The organism is Microbispora catharanthi (genome assembly GCF_006334915.2).
GTDB lineage: Bacteria > Actinomycetota > Actinomycetes > Streptosporangiales > Streptosporangiaceae > Microbispora > Microbispora catharanthi.
Window position 1 is genome coordinate 102547 of sequence record NZ_VDMA02000022.1, and the last position, 16622, is coordinate 119168.

The 16622-nt window shown below is 71.6% G+C and carries 13 protein-coding genes; 5 read left to right on the forward strand and 8 right to left on the reverse strand.

The window, feature by feature from the left end:
- Nucleotides 1-74 precede the first annotated feature (74 nt).
- Nucleotides 75-2720, reverse strand: coding sequence for a helix-turn-helix transcriptional regulator (locus FH610_RS33100; RefSeq protein ID WP_139579165.1), 2646 nt, complete (start codon nucleotides 2718-2720; stop codon nucleotides 75-77).
- Between the two features lie 42 nt (nucleotides 2721-2762).
- Between FH610_RS33100 and FH610_RS33105 the strand changes: the two genes are divergently transcribed.
- Nucleotides 2763-3365 (forward strand): dihydrofolate reductase family protein, encoded by a 603-nt coding sequence (locus tag FH610_RS33105; RefSeq protein WP_139579166.1) that lies wholly within the window; start codon nucleotides 2763-2765, stop codon nucleotides 3363-3365.
- Between the two features lie 89 nt (nucleotides 3366-3454).
- Here FH610_RS33105 and FH610_RS33110 read toward each other — a convergent pair whose 3' ends face one another.
- Nucleotides 3455-4546, reverse strand: a complete 1092-nt coding sequence (locus tag FH610_RS33110; RefSeq protein WP_240809339.1) for a sensor histidine kinase — start codon at nucleotides 4544-4546, stop codon at nucleotides 3455-3457.
- A 20-nt stretch (nucleotides 4547-4566) separates the two neighbouring features.
- Nucleotides 4567-5232 (reverse strand): response regulator transcription factor, encoded by a 666-nt coding sequence (locus FH610_RS33115; RefSeq protein ID WP_139579168.1) that lies wholly within the window; start codon nucleotides 5230-5232, stop codon nucleotides 4567-4569.
- A 118-nt stretch (nucleotides 5233-5350) separates the two neighbouring features.
- Here FH610_RS33115 and FH610_RS33120 point away from each other — a divergent pair, with 118 nt between their 5' ends.
- The 3 genes from FH610_RS33120 to FH610_RS33130 all read left to right on the forward strand — a co-directional run bounded on the left by FH610_RS33120 (nucleotide 5351) and on the right by FH610_RS33130 (nucleotide 8051).
- The gene (locus FH610_RS33120) at nucleotides 5351-6541 is read left to right on the forward strand and encodes a ChaN family lipoprotein (RefSeq protein ID WP_139579169.1); all 1191 of its coding nucleotides are present in this window, start codon (nucleotides 5351-5353) and stop codon (nucleotides 6539-6541) included.
- 215 nt (nucleotides 6542-6756) lie between these two features.
- Nucleotides 6757-7218 (forward strand): hypothetical protein, encoded by a 462-nt coding sequence (locus FH610_RS33125; protein WP_139579170.1) that lies wholly within the window; start codon nucleotides 6757-6759, stop codon nucleotides 7216-7218.
- Nucleotides 7215-8051 (forward strand): SDR family oxidoreductase, encoded by an 837-nt coding sequence (locus FH610_RS33130; RefSeq protein ID WP_139579171.1) that lies wholly within the window; start codon nucleotides 7215-7217, stop codon nucleotides 8049-8051. The genes FH610_RS33125 and FH610_RS33130 overlap by 4 nt, the downstream gene beginning before the upstream one ends.
- Nucleotides 8052-8081: 30 nt before the next feature.
- Here FH610_RS33130 and FH610_RS33135 read toward each other — a convergent pair whose 3' ends face one another.
- The gene (locus FH610_RS33135) at nucleotides 8082-9065 is read right to left on the reverse strand and encodes a hypothetical protein (protein WP_139579172.1); all 984 of its coding nucleotides are present in this window, start codon (nucleotides 9063-9065) and stop codon (nucleotides 8082-8084) included.
- A gap of 185 nt (nucleotides 9066-9250) precedes the next feature.
- Here FH610_RS33135 and FH610_RS33140 point away from each other — a divergent pair, with 185 nt between their 5' ends.
- A complete protein-coding gene (locus FH610_RS33140) occupies nucleotides 9251-9973 on the forward strand; it encodes a maltokinase N-terminal cap-like domain-containing protein (RefSeq protein WP_139579173.1) in 723 nt (240 codons plus the stop codon).
- Nucleotides 9974-10067: 94 nt separating this feature from the next.
- On the opposite strand, the gene FH610_RS33145 is transcribed toward FH610_RS33140, so the two are convergent.
- The 4 genes from FH610_RS33145 to FH610_RS33160 all read right to left on the reverse strand — a co-directional run bounded on the left by FH610_RS33145 (nucleotide 10068) and on the right by FH610_RS33160 (nucleotide 16622).
- Nucleotides 10068-11696: an FAD-dependent monooxygenase gene (locus FH610_RS33145; RefSeq protein ID WP_276607722.1), complete on the reverse strand. Its 1629-nt coding sequence runs from the start codon at nucleotides 11694-11696 to the stop codon at nucleotides 10068-10070.
- A gap of 15 nt (nucleotides 11697-11711) precedes the next feature.
- A complete protein-coding gene (locus FH610_RS33150) occupies nucleotides 11712-13751 on the reverse strand; it encodes a beta-galactosidase (RefSeq protein WP_205826246.1) in 2040 nt (679 codons plus the stop codon).
- Between the two features lie 424 nt (nucleotides 13752-14175).
- The gene (locus FH610_RS33155; protein WP_139579175.1) at nucleotides 14176-15537 is read right to left on the reverse strand and encodes an ABC transporter substrate-binding protein; all 1362 of its coding nucleotides are present in this window, start codon (nucleotides 15535-15537) and stop codon (nucleotides 14176-14178) included.
- Between the two features lie 149 nt (nucleotides 15538-15686).
- Nucleotides 15687-16622: a carbohydrate ABC transporter permease gene (locus tag FH610_RS33160; RefSeq protein ID WP_139579176.1), complete on the reverse strand. Its 936-nt coding sequence runs from the start codon at nucleotides 16620-16622 to the stop codon at nucleotides 15687-15689.

Here is a 16622-nt window from a genome sequence, read left to right on the forward strand (position 1 = left end):
CGGGCGGCGCCGTCAGGAGGCGGGCCGCTCGCGGTAGAGCGTGTCTGACCCCCGGGCCGGAGCCGGCCGGCGTCTCAGCGGTCGTGTTCGCGGTGCAGCGCCGCCAGCTCGGTGCGGTTGGCCACGCCGAGCTTCGCGTACACGTGCGCCAGGTGCGTCTTGACCGTGCTGCGGCTCATGAACAGCCGGCCGGCGATCTCGGGGTTGGACAGGCCCGCCACGGCCAGCCGTACGACCTCCTGTTCCGCGGGGGTGAGGCTGGCCCAGCCGGTGGCGGGACGGCGGCGTCCGCCGTGAGCGCGGCCGGTGAAGGCGATGGCCTCCTCCAGCTCCATCCGGCGGCCTTCGGGAGCGGCCGGGACACTCGGCCGGTGCGGCCTGGGGTAGCCGAGCTCCTCCCGGGCCCGATCGCACGCGCCCATGATCCGGGCGCCGGTGGTGGCGTCGGCCAGCGCTGCCAGAGCCTCGAGGCTGTCCACGCAGGCCAGGCGGAGGCCGTTGGCGGCGCGCAGGCGCAGGGCCTCCAGATGCAGAGCGACGGCGCGCGCCTCGTCGAGGAACGCCTGCTGCTCAAGAGCCTCGGCGATCAGGCGCGGCATTCCCAGGGCCCGGGCGGCGTCGAGGCCGGCGGCGCAGGCGCGGGCCGCGCCCTCCGGGTCGCCGGCCTGTCGCAGCGCCGCCGCCAGGGCGATGCGGGTCTCCGGGGTCAGCAGCTCGTCCGGCTGCTCGCCGCCGCGCCAGGCCGTCTCACTCCTGAACCACTCGGCCGCCCGCAGTGGCTCGCGCCTGCTCAGGCAGAGCCGCCCGATCGTCAACGCGAGCCTCGGCACGAAGGGAGCCGAGGGCGCCTGGTCCACCAGCCGGATGACCGGGTCGAGGGCGAGCTCGGCGGCCTTGTCGTCGCCTTGCAGGTGGCACACGTGGGCGAGGACGGCGCGCGCCGTACCGGCACGGTGGTAGTCGGCGAGAGGGGTGGCGACCTCGACCGCCTGCTCCGCCCACGTTCTGGCCCGGGGCAGCTCGCCCAGATAGGCGCTGCCGAGGGCCATCAGGCCGAGTGCCAGGGCCGCCACACCGCGGTCGCCTCGCCGCAGCAGGCCGCTTACCGGCGCCTCCATCTCCGCCAGCGCCTGGCGATGCTCCTCCCTCATGTGGTGGACCAGGCCGACGAGGACCTGCGCGGCGTCGGCCACGAAGGCGTCGCCGGCCGCGACGGCCTCCTCGTGGACGGCGGCGGCTCTGACCCGCGCCTCGTCCGGAGAGGTGAGCAGCATGCCGATGGCGCTGAGCGACCCCGCCAGGCAGGCGGTCCGCAGATCGCCGTGGTCGAGCGCCATGAGACGGGCGGCGTGGGCCGCGTCGAACTCCAGCCCGGCCGGATGCGTGGTGTCGGCGACGAGCGCGAGGCCGGTGAGGACCCGGGCCTGCAGCGCGCTGTGCTCGCCGGCGCCCCGCTCGGCCGCCAGCCGGAGCAGCCCCAGGCCCTCGCCGAGCCGGCCTTCCAGGTGCCACAGCCAGGCCAGCTCGGCCGCCAGGCGGCGAGCCTTGTCCGGGCGGTCGCCGGTGAGACCCCATTCGAGCGCCGTGCGCAGGTTGGGGTACTCCTCGCGCATCCTGGCCCGCCAGGTGTCCTTGTCGCTGTCCAGCAGCGGGGCGGCCTCCCGGACCAGGGCCAGGCAGACGGCCAGGTGCCGGTCGCGCACGGCGGCCAGCTCGCCCGCCTCGGCGAGCCGCTCCCACGCGTACCGCCTGACCGAGGACAGCATCCGGTAGCGGGTGACGCCCTTGCGGGTCTCGGCCAGCAGCAGCGACTTGTCGATCAGCCGGCGCAGGCCCGTGAGCAGCTCCACACGGCCATGGCCGTCCAGCACGCCCTGGGCGGCGGCGAGGGTGAAGCCCGGCTCGAACACGCCCAGCCGGCGGAACAGCACCTGATCGCGTTCCTGAAGCAGGTCGTGGCTCCAGGCCATGGACGCCGCCAGCGTGCGGTGCCGCGGCGCAGCCCCCTGGTTGCCGGTCACCAGGATCGAGAACCGGTCGTCCAGCTCGGCGTCGATTTCCTGAGGCGTCAGCGTGCCGGTCCAGGCGGCGGCCAGCTCCAGCGCGAGAGGGATGCCGTCCAGCCGGGCACAGATGCGGCGCACCGCGGTCAGGGCCTCCTCGGTGCGCGGCACGTCATGGCCCCGGTCGAGGAAAAGGGCGACTCCGTCGTGCGCGTCCAGGGGTGGGACCCGCCAGACCAGCTCGCCGGGCAGGCCGAGCGGTTCCCGGCTGGTGGCCAGGACGGTGACGTGCGGACAGTGGCGCAACAGGCCCGCCACCACGTCGGCGACGCCGTCCAGCAGGTGCTCGCAGTTGTCCAGCACCAGAAGCAGTTCGCGCTCGCGCAGCTGCCTGGACAGGGCGGCGGTCCCGTCGGAGTCGCCGGCGAGGAGCACCCGCAGGACCGCCGCGACGAGGCGCGGCACCGCCGCCGGGTCGGTCTCCTGCGCGAGATCCACCCACCACACGCCGTCGCGCGGCAGACGCGCCGGCCGTCTGGCGAGCCGGGCCGCGAGACGGGTCTTGCCGCAGCCTCCCGCACCGGCCAGGGTGACCAGCCGGACCTCGCCCAGGGCGGCTCCGATCATGTGCAACTCGGCCCGGCGGCCGACGAACGAGGTCAGCTCCGGCGGCGGAGCACCGTTGTCGGCCATGTCCGAATCTGGCATATCAGCCATCTGGCCGATGTTAGTCACTCTCGCCCCGAGAAGACTTGCCTCATGACAACGAACCGCACCGTAATCGCCAACATCACCCTCTCTCTCGACGGCCGGATCCACGGGCCCGGCGGCGAGTACGACATGGGCTGGATCGTCCCCCACGCCGTCAGCGACGTGGCCCGCGACCACATGGTCGAGGTGACCGCCGGGGCCACCACCGCGCTGTTGGGCCGCAAGAACTACCAGGGCTTCGGCGGCTTCTGGCCCACGGTGGCCGAGGACGAGTCGGCCGACCCCCGCGACCGGGCCTTCGCCCAGTGGCTGAACACCGTCGAGAAAGTCGTCTTCTCCACCACGCTCACCGAGGCCCCATGGCGGAACTCCCGCATCGTCGCCGCCGGCCCCGCCGAGGTCGTGAAGGAGCTGCGACAGCAGGACGGCGGCGACATCGTGGTTCTGGCCAGCACCAGCGTCATCCAGGCCCTGCTGCGGGCCGGAGAGCTCGACCGGCTGAGCATCACGCTCGCGCCCGAGCTGGTCGGCGACGGGCCCCGCCTGTTCGCCGACGGCCTTCCCGCCACCGGCTGGCGGGCTGTCTCCGTCGCGCAGGCCGAGAGCGGGGCACTGTGCCTGCTGTACGACAAGGTCCGCGACAGCGACTGAGCCGTTCGGGCGTCCACGAAGCGGGCGGCGCACAGGGTGCCGCCCGGGCAGGCGACAGGGCGGGCGGCACCGTCGTCGGCCGGGTGGCATCAGTCGAACAGTATTGTCACGTCCAAGCCGCCCCCGGGGCGGGGGTGGGCCGTCAGCTGCGCGCCGTGTGCTTCGGCGACGGCCCGCACGATGACCAGGCCCAGTCCGTGGCCGCCGGCGGTGTGGGTTCGTTGGGTACCGAGTCGCTGGAACGGTTGGAAAAGCCGTCGCAGGTCCTGGGATCGGATGGTCGGGCCGGTGTTGCCGACCGACAGGCGGGCGCGACCGTTCGTGAGTTCGGTGGCGATGGTGACGTGTCCGTCGGGGACGTTGTGGCGGAGTGCGTTGTCGACCAGGTTGCCGATCATGCTGGCGAGCAGGTCGGGGTCACCGCTGATCGGTGCTGGGTTCAGCGATGCCTGGACCGTGATGGTTCGCCGGATGGCCTCCGCACGGCGCGACAGCATCACCCCCTTGGTGACATCAGCCAGGTCGACCGCTTCCCTGTGCTCGATGCCCTTCTGTCCTTCCGCAAGTGTGAGCAGGGCGTCGATCAAACGTTCCTGCAGTTCGCCGAGACCGAGTGCTTCCTCGCACGCGGCTCGCAGGCTGGCCTCGCTCGCGTCGGGGTCGGCGAGCGCGACCTGGAGTACGGCGCGCTGACCGGCCAGCGGGGTGCGCAGCTCATGCGAGGCGTTGGCCACGAAGTGGCGCTGTGCCGCGAACGAGGAGTCCAGCCGGTCGAACAGGTCGTCGAGGGTGCGCCCCAGCTTGGTCAGCTCGTCGTCCGGGCCGCGCAGGCCGAGCCGCCGGTTGAGGTTGGTGGCTGAAATCTCCTGGGCGGTCACGGTCATGGCGCGCAGCGGGCGGAGGAAGCGCCCGGCCAGCCACCACGCGATCAGCACGGTGAGGACCACGACGATGATCGCGGTGATCGCGAGCGCGGCATCGATTTGCTGGGTGGCCGTGTCGGGCGGAGGGGCGGCGTCCCCGGCCCGGACGCGGATCTGGTCTCTCCCGAAGAGGAAGCCGGCGAGCAGCAGCATCGGGACGACGACGGCCAGAACCAGGCCGGCGTACAGCGTTGTGAGCTGCGTGCGCAGGGACGGCCGGCGCAGGTGGTGCCGGGCGCGGCCGGCACGGCCGGTCACCGTTGGGTCCGATGCGGGATTCATCGCGGGACTCCGATCCGGTAGCCGCCCTCACGGACGGTTTCGATCACCGGCGGTTCGCCGAGTTTGGCCCGCAACCGGCGCACCGTCGTCTTGACGGCCGTGGTGAACGGATTGGCGGCCTCGTCCCAGACCCGTTCCAGCAACTCCTCCGTGGACACAACCCGGTCACCGGCAGCGAGCAGGCATTCCAGCAGGGCGAACTCCTTCGGGGTGAGCTCCAAGCGCCGTCCGCCGCGAAAGGCCACCCGCCGGCTCGGGTCCAGGGTCAGATCTTCTGCCTGGAGGATCGGAGGCACGGCGGGCGCCGAGCGGCGCCCCAGCGCGCGCACGCGGGCCACGAGTTCGGTGAAGTCGAACGGCTTGGGCAGGTAGTCGTCGGCGCCCAAACCCAGGCCCTCGACCCTGTCTCGCACGGTGCCGGCGGCGGTGAGCATCAGCACCCGCGACCCGGCGCCACCGGCGGCGATGTCACGGCACACGTCGTCGCCGGGTGTGCCGGGCAGGTCGCGGTCCAGCACCACCACGTCGTATCGGGTGCCGGCCAGGTGGGCCAGCGCGTCGTCGCCGTCGAGAACGACGTCCACCGCCATGCCCTCGCGGCGCAATCCGGTCCCGATCGCCCTCGCCAGAACCTCGAAGTCTTCGACGACCAGAACTCGCACGAACGTCCTCCTTCTCGTCGGCGGTGCCGCGTTCGGCAGGCCGCGACCGCACTGCTCACGATGCCAGGGATCCGGTGTCGGCCGGGTGTCAGCCGCTGACACCCGGCCGACACCGGCCGTGCCGTACAACCATCCCGGAGAGGCGTCCACGAAAGGCGCGACCCGTGAGCACGGTGTCCGTCACACGAGCGAAATCGCCCTTCGGAAAGGACAAGACGTGAGAGATCCACGGTTGACGCGGCGTAGGTTCCTCGCCGTCACCGGTGCCGGTACGGCAGTCGGCGGACTGCTGACGACCAGCTCGGCGGGCAGCGCCGGCGGGCGGCTGACGACCGGCTCGGCGGGCAGGGCCGACGCGGCCACACGGGACCTCAACAAGGCGGTGCTCGCGGCCTTCGAGCGCCACCGGCTCGTTGCGATCGGTGAGTCACACGGCCAGCAGGAACATGGTGACGCGCAGCAGGCGCTGCTCGCAGATCCGCGGTTGCCGCAGGTGGTCGACGACATCGTCGTCGAGTTCGGCAACGCGCTGTACCAGCCGATCGTCGACCGGTTCGTCGCCGGGGCGGCTGTCGACGACCAAGTGTTGCGGCAGGTCTGGCGGAACACCACGCAGTCACCTGGGGCCACCGGCGACCAGCCGATCCGTGAACAGTTCTTCCGGACGGTCCGCGCCGTCAACTGGACGCTGCCTGCGGAGCGAAGGATCCGGGTGCTGCTCGGGGATCCGCCGATCGACTGGTCCCACATCACCACCCAAGACCAAGTGGATGTCTTTCTCGCCCAACGTGACGCCCACATGGCGTCAGTGGTGAAACGGGAAGTGCTCGCCAAGAAACGCCGGGCACTGATCTGCTACGGCAGCGGGCACGTGATGCACTCGCCGGGGCCAGGACAGAACGCCGACCACGGAGTCCCGCTGATCGAGGAACAGACCGGCCAGCACGTCTACGTAATCGTGGCCGGTAGCCATCCCCGCCTGGTGACCTGTCCACGGCGCACCGTGATCCCGTGCTCAGGCACCTGGCTGGAATCCACCGACGCGGGACAGTTCATGGACGCGCCGCGGCTGTGCGGCGTCCCCTTGGGAAGGCTGGCCGACGCTGTGCTGTACCTGGGCCAACTGGCGGACCTGACGCAGTCGCTGTGGAACCCCGCGATCTTCCTCGACCCGGTGTACTGGGCGGAACTCCAGAGGCGCAACGCGATCAACGGGAACCTCATCGACCTGGAACAGTACCGGCGGCAGCAGCCGATCACCTTGCCCGCGCCACCTCCCGGGAGCTGCGCCGCCAACCGCGGTCACTGACAGCGAGAAGCACGGATTCACCCCAGGGCGCTCGGGTTGGATCTGCCTGCCGGGTTCTCCGGTTGCGTCGGGTTCGTGGTAATTTCTTGATCGTAAGGTGCAGTGCTCGTTCACGAGCGCGTCGGGACATCCGGCCGGCACGACAGCCTCAGTAAAGGCTGTCTGGATCTCTCAGTGGAGAGTCTGCCTCGCCATGTCCTCAACCCTGTCTCCACGTGCGGGCGATCTTCCTGCTCGTAGTCGCCGCCGACGTGCTCGATCTGCTGAGCACCACGGTGACCAACGTGGCCGCCCCCACCACCGTGCGGGACCTCGGCGCCTCCTGGTCACCGGCTCCCCGGCTCGGCGCGAGCTACACGCTCGCGATGGGCTCCCTCATGATCGTCGGCGGAGGCGCCCAGGCCGGCAGCGCCGGCGGCGTGCTCAACGCGGTGCAGCAGATCGTCAACGCGGCCGGCTCCGCCATCGCGTCGACGGTCTACCTGGCCACCGTCACGCCGGGCGAGCCGTCCAGACGTTCTGCCCTGCCTGCTCCTCACCCTGGCCGTCACCGCGGCATGCGCGATGAGCATCCCGCTGCTTCCGCGCCGGGGAGCGCCTGCCCACTGAGCCTTCCACGCTTCCGCCGGAAGGCATTCGCATGCACATCCGTACCGATCACCGGAGTATTCCCATGATTCTCGTCACCGGAGGCCGCGGCGCGGTCGCCACCCACCTGCTGACCCTGCTGCTCGATGCCGGTCGCCCCGTACGCGTGGCCTCCAGCAACCCCGGACAACTGCGGGTCCCCGACGGCGTCACGGCCGTCACCTGCAACCTGCGGGATCCCGCCACCTTCCCGGCCGCTCTCGCCGGCGTCACCGAGGTCTTCCTGTACGCCGAGGCTTCGCACATCGCCGAGTTCGTCGACGCCGCCGTCACGGCCGGGGTCGAGCACGTCGTCCTGCTGTCCTCCGCCAGCGTGCTGGACCCCGGCGCGGCCGGCAACCCGCTGGCCGCGTCCCACCTCGACGTCGAGACCGCACTGCTCGCCGCACCGCTCACCACCACGATCCTGCGCCCCGGCTCCTTCGCCGGCAACGCGGGCGCCTGGGCCTGGCCCGTCAGGGCCGGCCGCCCGGTGAGCCTGCCCTACCCGGGCTCCCACACCGACCCCGTCCACGAACGGGACCTCGCAGAAGTGGCCTTCACCGTGCTCACCGACCCGCGCCATCGGGGCCGGTGCCTCCACCTGACCGGCCCGGAGAGCCTCACGTTCAGCGAACAGATCGAGCAACTCGCCGAGATCACCGGCCGGCCGATCACTGTCAACCACGTCACCCCCGAGGAATGGAGGCAGGAGATGGCCGATTACATCCCCGGTCCTTACGCGGACGCCCTGCTCGACTACTGGCAGGCCAATGACGGCCGCCCCGTGCCCCTGACCGACACCGTCGAACAGGTGACCGGCCACGCTCCCCGCACCTTCGCCACCTGGGCCCGCGACCACGTCACGGACTTCGCCGGGTAGCACCTCCACAGCGGGCCGCCGGGGCGTGGGTCACCCGACCTCGCTCCGGCGCGTTCGCGCGGCCTTGAGTAGCGCGGCCAGCATCACGATTCCGGCGATGACGCCCAGCCCGTGCTGGACGACGGAAACGGCCGGATATTCGGCGGCCGCGTAGCCGCCCGGCCGGAGGAGGGCCCACGGAAGCTTCCACGCCGCCCACGCGAACAGCGAACCCGACGATGTGAAGGCCAACGCCATGGGGATCCACAGGGGCATCCTCGGCCGTCCCGTGGCGATCGTGCGGATCGCAGCGGCGCCTATGAGGGCCCAGAGCGCGGAGTTGCCGGCGAGCAGTCGTCCGTTGACGTCCATCAGGTCGCGGTGCGCGGGGGAGAGGCCGAGCGTTCCGCCCGCCGTCCAATACGTCCATAGGAGGGCCGGCGCCGCGACCAGGATGTACAGAGCTCGCAGACCGGATCGGCCGAGGGGCGAGGGAGGGCGGTCACCGACGCGTCCGAGGAACGCGGCCGGCCACCTTTCCCGCATGTAGACGGGGAGCGCTATGGCCAGTCCCAGGGCCATGCCCGCGAATCCGATACCGATGAAGACCAGTTCCCACGATGGGGCGGCATCCCCGCCGCCGGAGTCGCCGCCTCCCGCGCTGCCTCCGAGGACGGCGCTGAACAGCATGTAGGGGATCATCGGTATGAGGAATCCCGCTCCCATCCAGGCGAAGAAGACCAGCGGCGGCGCCGGGACGCGGCGGCCCCATCGTTGCGCGAGGACCAGCCCCAAAGCGATGCCGACGATCGACATGGCGACGGTGACCGCGTTCAGCAGGACCCAGTCGCCGTCCGTGAAGGTGGACGGCGTGTGCCCGAGCAGCGCCGCCACCACCCAGACGACCTTCACCGCGAGATAGAGCGACAGCGACAGTGCGGCGCCGTAACCGGCCACCACACGCGCCGCGGTCCATCCGGCTCCGACCTGGCCCGTCCCGACCGGTGTCGCGGTGCCCTTCACCGTTGTGTCCAACCCGTGTGCATGGTCGAGATCCTTCCGGCGAGCGCCGGCGCCGGCCTCCCCCGCGGGAACCACTCGGCTCCCCCGCATGGGGGAGCAGGTGAAGAGCCGCCGCGGGCCGTGTGAGACGATGATCGGCCCCGGGCGGTCGCGCCGGGGAGAACGGTGACGGGACGCCGACGAAGGGGCTCCACGGTATGGCTGTCATCCATCACACCACGCTGACGCCCAGCAAACTGGAGCTGCTCACGTCGTGGCTTCCCACCCAGCCCTGGTACGAAGGCGACGGGCGGCGGCCGGAGCTGACGAAGGCCGGGGGCTTCCGGCTCGACGACCCGCAGGGCGAGGTCGGCATGGAGTTCATGGTGGTCACCGACGTGTCCGGCGACCGTCCCGTCTCCTATCACGTGCCGCTCACCTATCGGGGAGCGCCGTTGGAGGGGGCCGATCGCGCTCTCATCGGGACGACGGAGCACGGCGTCCTGGGACGCCGGTGGATCTATGACGGCACCCACGATCCGGTCCTCGCCGCACAACTCCACGCCCTGTTCGTGGGGGACGTCGAGGCGCAGGATCAGAACGAGAGCGACACCCCCGACCCGTCGGTCACCAGAAGCTTCACGGGAGCCGCCACGCCGGGCCCGATCCGGCCGACCGCCGTTGCCGACGCGCCGCACGCCACCGACATCGTCGCGGACGTCGCCACGGCGGACGGCACAGCGGACGCCACAGTGGACGGCGCAGTGGACGGCGGCCGGGGCGGACGGCTGACCATGCGGGTGACCCGCGTCCTGCGGCCCGGCGAAGCGGACAGCGCGGGCGTCGCCGACGTCCTGGGTCACGTCGCGGCCGGTTGGCGGCTGCCGGACGGAGCCGAGGCCCGGGGCGTGTTCGCCGTCATCACGGACGCGCCCCGCTGATCCTGACCTCCGACGAGCCGTCCGGCCGCCGGGTGAGGCCTTCGGTGCGGGTGTCGTCGCCGTCGTGACAATCGTCCGCCGTTGCGGGAGGCGGTCAGGAACCGGGCGTCCTGACGCGTGTCGTGGCGGCGAGGGCCGTGGCCGCCGCGGACCGCAGGGCTGCGTCGTCGTCCTCCTCCGAGGCCCAGGCGACGTGCCCGTCCGGACGGATCAGTGCGGCGCGGACCCGCCGCCATCCGGCCCGGGACTCGACCGGCTCGTCCGCGCACACGACGAGTCCCGGCGGCGTGGGCGGTTCCGGGGACGTGGTCACCCGGCCGGGCAGGGCGCGGCCCGTCCCCGTGAGGTCGAGGAACACGTAGCGCCCGGGGACGAGCAGCGCGAACAGCCCCGGCCCGCCGGACAGTCGCAGGTCCGGAGCCCGTGTCCCCACGAGCGGGTGATCACCGGCGCCCCGTCCGTACGACACGCCGATGCCGGAGGCCTGCTCCGCCAGGAAGCGGGAGAACTCCGGCACCCGCGCGATGGCGTCGTCCAGGACCGACCGCAGGGCGAGAGTCTCGGGCGTGAACGTCGTCATGAGCGCGGTCTGCCCCCGGGTCAGGCGCAGCGTGGCCGCGCCGACCGGATGCCTTTCCGCGTGGTAGCTGTCCAGCAGCCCGTCGGGAGCCCATCCCCGCACCGTGGCGGCCAGCTTCCAGCCGAGGTTCCACGCGTCCTGCACGCCGACGTTCAGGCCCATGCCCCCGGCCGGGAACAGGCGGTGCGCGGCGTCTCCGGCCAGGAGGACGCGGCCGCTGCGGTATCGGTCGGCGAGGCACGAGGCGGATCCCGTGCCGGACACCCAGACGGGGTCGTGCAGGCCGAAGTCGGTGCCGGCGACGGCCACGAGCCAGGCGCGCAGTTCCTTCTCCGCAGGCTGGCCTTCGTACCCGAGGACGCCTGCGCCGTCGACGCCCGCCACCCGGTGGAGGCCGGGGCCGATGGGCACGACCAGCACCTGGCCGGCCTCGTTGGTCTTCTGGAAGTACGGCACCGCCGGGGGATCGTCGAGCGTCACGTCCGCGACCCAGGCGTAGGCCGTGGAGCCGGTTCCCGGAAAGCCGATCCCGGCGGCCGAGCGGACCGCGCTGCCCGCTCCGTCACAGCCGACCAGGAACGCCGTCTCCATGGTGGAGGGCCCTCCCGGGCCCTCGGCCCGCACTACGACCCGGTCCGTCTCCTGGGTCGACGCGGTGAAGGCGTGCCCGCGCCGGACGTGCACCCCCAGGTCGCGGGCGTAGCCCTCCATCAGCTCCTCGACCTTCGGCTGCGCGAGCAGAAGGACGTACGGGAAAGGGGTGTCGAGCGTCCCGTAGTCCATCCGATGGTCGAGGAGACCGAAATGCGAGTCCGGCACCCGCCTGCCCTGCGTGACGAACGACTCGCCGACGCCGCGCGACGCCCACAGCTCCATCGTGCGAGGGTGGATCGTGAAGCCCTTGGAGTGGGGGTCGCGTTCCGCCCGCCTCTCCAGGACCGTGACCTCGACCCCCGCGAGACGTAACTCCGCCGCGAGCCACAGCCCGGTGGGGCCGCCTCCGACGATGACGACTTCTCCCATGTGCCTCTCCCGAGAACGATCCGCTGACCGTGATCTTCGGTGCGAGGACGGTGGACCGCGCGTGCAGCGCCCGACCCTCGTCGCCCCGTCATCCTCTCCTGGCGGAGGGGACGGCGCCAGCCGGCGGGGGCCCCGCTATGGGCGGGGCCGCCGCAGGACGCGGACCTGCCGGGGGGCCAGGGTCGTGTCCCGGGCCAGGGCGGGGCCGTGGAGGGGGTCGCCGGGGATCGCGGACAGGTCGACGTGCCGGTCCGTACGGTTGATCAGGAACCAGTAGTCGTCCGTTCCGTCGGTGCGGACGGCGACGTCGACCAGGCCGCGGGCCTCGGGCGGCAGCTCCGAGGCAATCTCGGCGGCGTCCAGCAGGTGAGGAAGGACGACCCCGAGGCCCTCCGGGCCGAGCCGGGTGGAGACGTACGACGCCGAGCCCGCTCCCGTACGGCGCGTCGTGACGGCGGGGCGGCCCGCGTGGTCGCCGGTCTTGTACGTCGCGAGGACCTCGGTCGCCGGGCCGGTGAGGTCGATCCGGTCGGTCCACAGGGTGCCGGTCACGCCGAGGTCGAGGTCGACGGCCTCGCCGTCGAGCAGGGGGCCGAACTCCTCGATGCGGATGCCGAGCAGGTCGCGCAGGGCCCCGGGGTAGCCGCCGAGCCACACGTGGTCGTCCTCGTCGACGACCCCGGAGAAGTAGGTGGTGACGAGGTGCCCGCCGGAGGTGACGTAGTCCTCCAGCCGCCGGGCCAGAGCGGCGGGCACGACGTGCAGGATCGGGGCCACGAGCAGCCGGTAGCCGCTGAGGTCGTCGTCCACGTCGACCACGTCCGCCCGGACCCCCGCGTCGAGGAACGCGGTGTACCAGTCGAGGGCCTCCTGGCGGTAGCGCAGCAGCGAGGTGGGATGGGAGTCGAGCTCGGCGGCCCACCAGGAGTCCCAGTCGAACACGACCGCCACGGGGGCGCGCAGCCGCCGGGTGCCCGCGACGGGCGCGAGGGCGGCCAGGGTGGCGCCCAGGTCGGCGACCGAGCGGAACACGTCGCTGTCGGTGCCCGCGTGGGGGACCATCGCCGAGTGGTACTTCTCGGCCCCGCCCGCCGACTGCCGCCACTGGAAGAAGCAGACGGCGTCGGCGCCGTAGGCGACGTGGGTGAGCGAGTCGCGGGCCATGCCGCCGGGCTTCTTCGCCAGGTTGACCGGCTGCCAGTTGACCGCGCTGGTGGAGTGCTCCATCAGGTACCACGGCCGGCCGCCGGCGAGCGAGCCGGTGAGGTTCGCCGAGAAGGACAGCTCGTCCTGGGCCTGGGGACCCGTCAGCAGGTAGTGGTCGTTGGAGACGAAGTCCACCTCGGCGGCCCAGTCGGCGTAGTCCATGCCCTTGGTCTCGCCCATGACCATGAAGTTCGTGGTCACGGGGATGTCCGGGGTCAGCTCGCGCAGGACGTCGCGTTCCGCGCGCAGGTAGTCCTTCAGCGCGTCGGAGGAGAAGCGCTTGAAGTCCAGTTGCTGGGTGGGGTTGGGGTAGGAGGCCGCCAGGCGCGGCGGCAGGATCTGTGCCCAGTCGCTGTAGCGCTGGGACCAGAACGAGGTCGCCCAGGCGCGGTTCAGCTCGTCCAGCGTGCCGTACCGTGCCCGCAGCCACTCACGGAAGGCGGCCGCGGCGTCGTCGGAGAAGTCGTAGACGTTGTGGCAGCCGAGTTCGTTGGAGATGTGCCAGGCGGCGAGGGCGGGGTGGCCGCCGTAGCGCTCGGCGAGGGCCCGGGTCAGCCGCAGCGCGTGCCGGCGGAAGACCGGCGAGGTCGGCCGCCAGTGCTGCCGCGCCCCCGGCCACACCGTGTGGCCCTGCCGGTCCACGGGGAGGATCTCCGGGTGATTCGCGCTCAGCCACGGCGGCGGCGAGGCCGTGGCCGTGGCCAGGTCGACCGCGATGCCGTGGGCGTGCAGCAGGTCCATCGCCTCGTCGAGCCAGTCGAAGTCCCAGACGTCCTCGCTCGGCTGGATCCGCGCCCACGAGAAGATCGCCAAGGAGACGATGTTCACCCCGGCCGCCCGCATCGCGCGCATGTCCTCGTCCCAGACCTCCCGGGGCCACTGCTCGGGGTTGTAGTCGGCCCCGAACCCCAGGCGGGCCCTTCCGGGGTCGGACGGCCAGCGCACCCAACGGTGCCGGTCAGCGTTCACAACGACTCCTTCCAATGATGGTTACGTGCTCTTCCCGCCGGCCGCTGCCGGCGCCGTGAGCGCGCGGGCCGGTGAACGGCGGCGGGAGTGCGTTCCGGGGTGGTTGCGGGGGTGGGAGCGCATGGTGCTTCCTCTCGTGCTTCCTCTCGTGCTTCCTCTTGGGGAAGGACCGGCAGCCGTGCCGGGGGATCGGCTGTCGGTGGCCGGGACGGCGCCGCCGGTCGGCGGTGCCGCGGAAGTACGTATGCGGTGGTGCGGTGATCCGGCTGCGGTGGAATCGGCGCGGTGGAATCGGCGCGTGGCGCCGGGAACGCGCGGGCCGGGTCTCACACCGATGGTCTCGGGCCGGTGGTTGGGGGCTCGTCCTGCCGCCGCGCTCCCCGCGGAACGGCGGCAGCGATGGCGCCGGTGACCACGGTGACTGCTACTTGACGGTGAAGCCCTGCTCCTCGCCGTACTTCAGGGAGGCGTCCTGCCAGGCCTTCAGGCCGTCCTGCAGGGTGGTGGACGACGTGTACGCCTTACCGACCGTGTCGTTGAAGATGCTGTTGGCGTAGACCTGGAAGGGCAGGTAGGACCAGCCGCTGACGACCTGCGAGGCGGACTCGGCGAGCACCTGGTTGACCTTCTGGCCGCCGAAGTAGGGGAACTCCTTGTCCTGGAACTTCGGGTCCTGCAGCTGGGCGGTGGTGGCGGGGAAGGCGCCGCCGTCGACCCGGGTCTGCACCCCCTCGTCGACGTTGGCGTACTTCAGGAAGGCGTAGGCGAGGTTCTTGTTTGCGCCGGCCTCGGGGATCGCCAGCGAGCTGCCGCCGTTCTCGGCGGTGGCCCTGCCTCCGGCCTCCCACTGCGGCATGGGCGCGACCTGCCACTTGCCCTCCCCGGCCTTGACCCCGGACTCGAGGTTGGCGGGCATCCAGGCGCCGATGACCAGGGTGGCGATGGTGCCGTCGCCCAGGCCCTTGTACCAGGCGTCGCTCCAGCTGGTGGCCGGCGCGAGCAGCTTGCCGTCGATCAGCTTCTGCCAGAGGGCGGTGAACTTCTGCGTGCCCGGCTCGGCGAAGTCGATCCCGACCGTGGTGCCGTCGACGGTGTACGGCTTACCGCCCGCCTGCCAGATCATGCTGGTGGTGAAGCCCGCGTCACCGGTGTCGTTGGTGATGTACGCCTTCGGGTTCGCCTTGTGCAGCTTCTCGGCGTCGGCCGCGAACTCGTCCCAGGTGGTGGGCACCTTGAGGTCGTACTTGTCGAAGACCTCCTTGTTGTAGAACAGCGCCATCGGGCCGGAGTCCATGGGCAGGCCGTAGATGCCGTTGCCGACGTGCACAGAGCTCCACGGGCCGGGGGTGAAGGTGCCGTCCAGCTTGCCCGCGCCCAGGGCGCCGAGGTCGGCGACCGACTTGGCGAGGGCGAACTGCGGCAGGGCGTAGTACTCCACCTGGGCGACGTCCGGGACCCCCGAGCCGGCCTTGATCGCGTTCTGCAGGGCGGTGTACTGGTCGTTGCCGGTGCCGGCGTTGACGAGGTTGACCTTGACCTTCGGATACTTGGCCTGGAAGTCCGCGACGACCTGCTTGAGCGTCGGCTCCCACGCCCAGACGGTGATGGAGCCGCCGGTGTCGAGCGCCTTCTGGATGTCGGCGTCGGAGACGGCCGCGGACGCCGCGGGGGCGGCCGCGTCGGCGCCCGGGGAGGAGCCGTCGTCGCCGGAGCCGCAGGCGGCGGCGGTGATCGACACGGTCAGGGCCGCGCCCAGCAGGAGGGCGCGACGGCGGGTTATCGCCATGGGATGTGCCTTTCTGGATCATCGGGGGAGACAGACGTCGGTGGGAGCGGCCATGCCGTGCCGGTCATGGCGTGCCGGTCATGGCGTGCCGGTCATGGCGTGCCGGTCATGGCGTGCCGGTCATTCCGTGCCGGATATTCCGCGACCGGTCATTCCTTGACGCTTCCGGCGGCCAGGCCCGACTGCCAGTAGCGCTGTAGCAGCAGGAACGCCGCGATCAGCGGGACGACGGTGAGCAGCGATCCGGTGATCACGAGGTTGAAGACGGCCTCGCCGCCCGCCGTGAGAGCCTGCTGGTTCCATTCCTTGAGACCGACGGTGAGCGGATACCAGTCGGGGTCCTTCAGCATGATCAGCGGCAGGAAGTAGTTGTTCCAGGTCGCGACCACGTTGAAGAGCAGGACCGTGACCAGGCCGGGCGCCAGCAGCGGCAGGCTGATGCGGAAGAAGGTGCGGAACTCGCCCGAGCCGTCCACCCGCGCCGACTCGAGGATCTCCTTCGGGACGGCGTCGGTGGAGAAGGTCCACATCAGATAGAGGCCGAACGGCGAGACCAGCGACGGGATGATGATCGCCCACGGGGTGTCGGTCAGGCCCATCTTGGCGAACATCAGGAACGTGGGGACGGCGAGCGCGGTGCCGGGCACCGCCACCGCCCCGATCACCACGGCGAACACCGCCTTCTTGCCGGGGAAGTCGAACTTCGCCAGCCCGTAGCCGGCGAGCGTCGCCAGCAGGGTCGCGCCGCCCGCCCCGACGACCACGTACAGCAGGGTGTTGAGCAGCCAGCGGACGAAGATCCCGTCCTTGTAGGTGAAGGTCGTGCCGATGTTGTCGAACAGGGCGAAGTCGCCGTTGAACCACAGGCCGAAGGAGCCCAGCAGCCCCTCCTGGGTCTTGGTGGCGTTGATCATCAGCCACACCAGGGGGAGCAGCGTGTAGACGAGCATGAGCGCGGTCAGCACGGTCAGCGTCGCGCTGCGGCGGCCTGGCGCGGACCGGCGCCTCCGGACGACCAGGGGGCCCCGGGCCGCGACGCTCTTCTGACGAGGCGCTCGGTCGGCGGTGGGAGTGGAGGTCGCCAT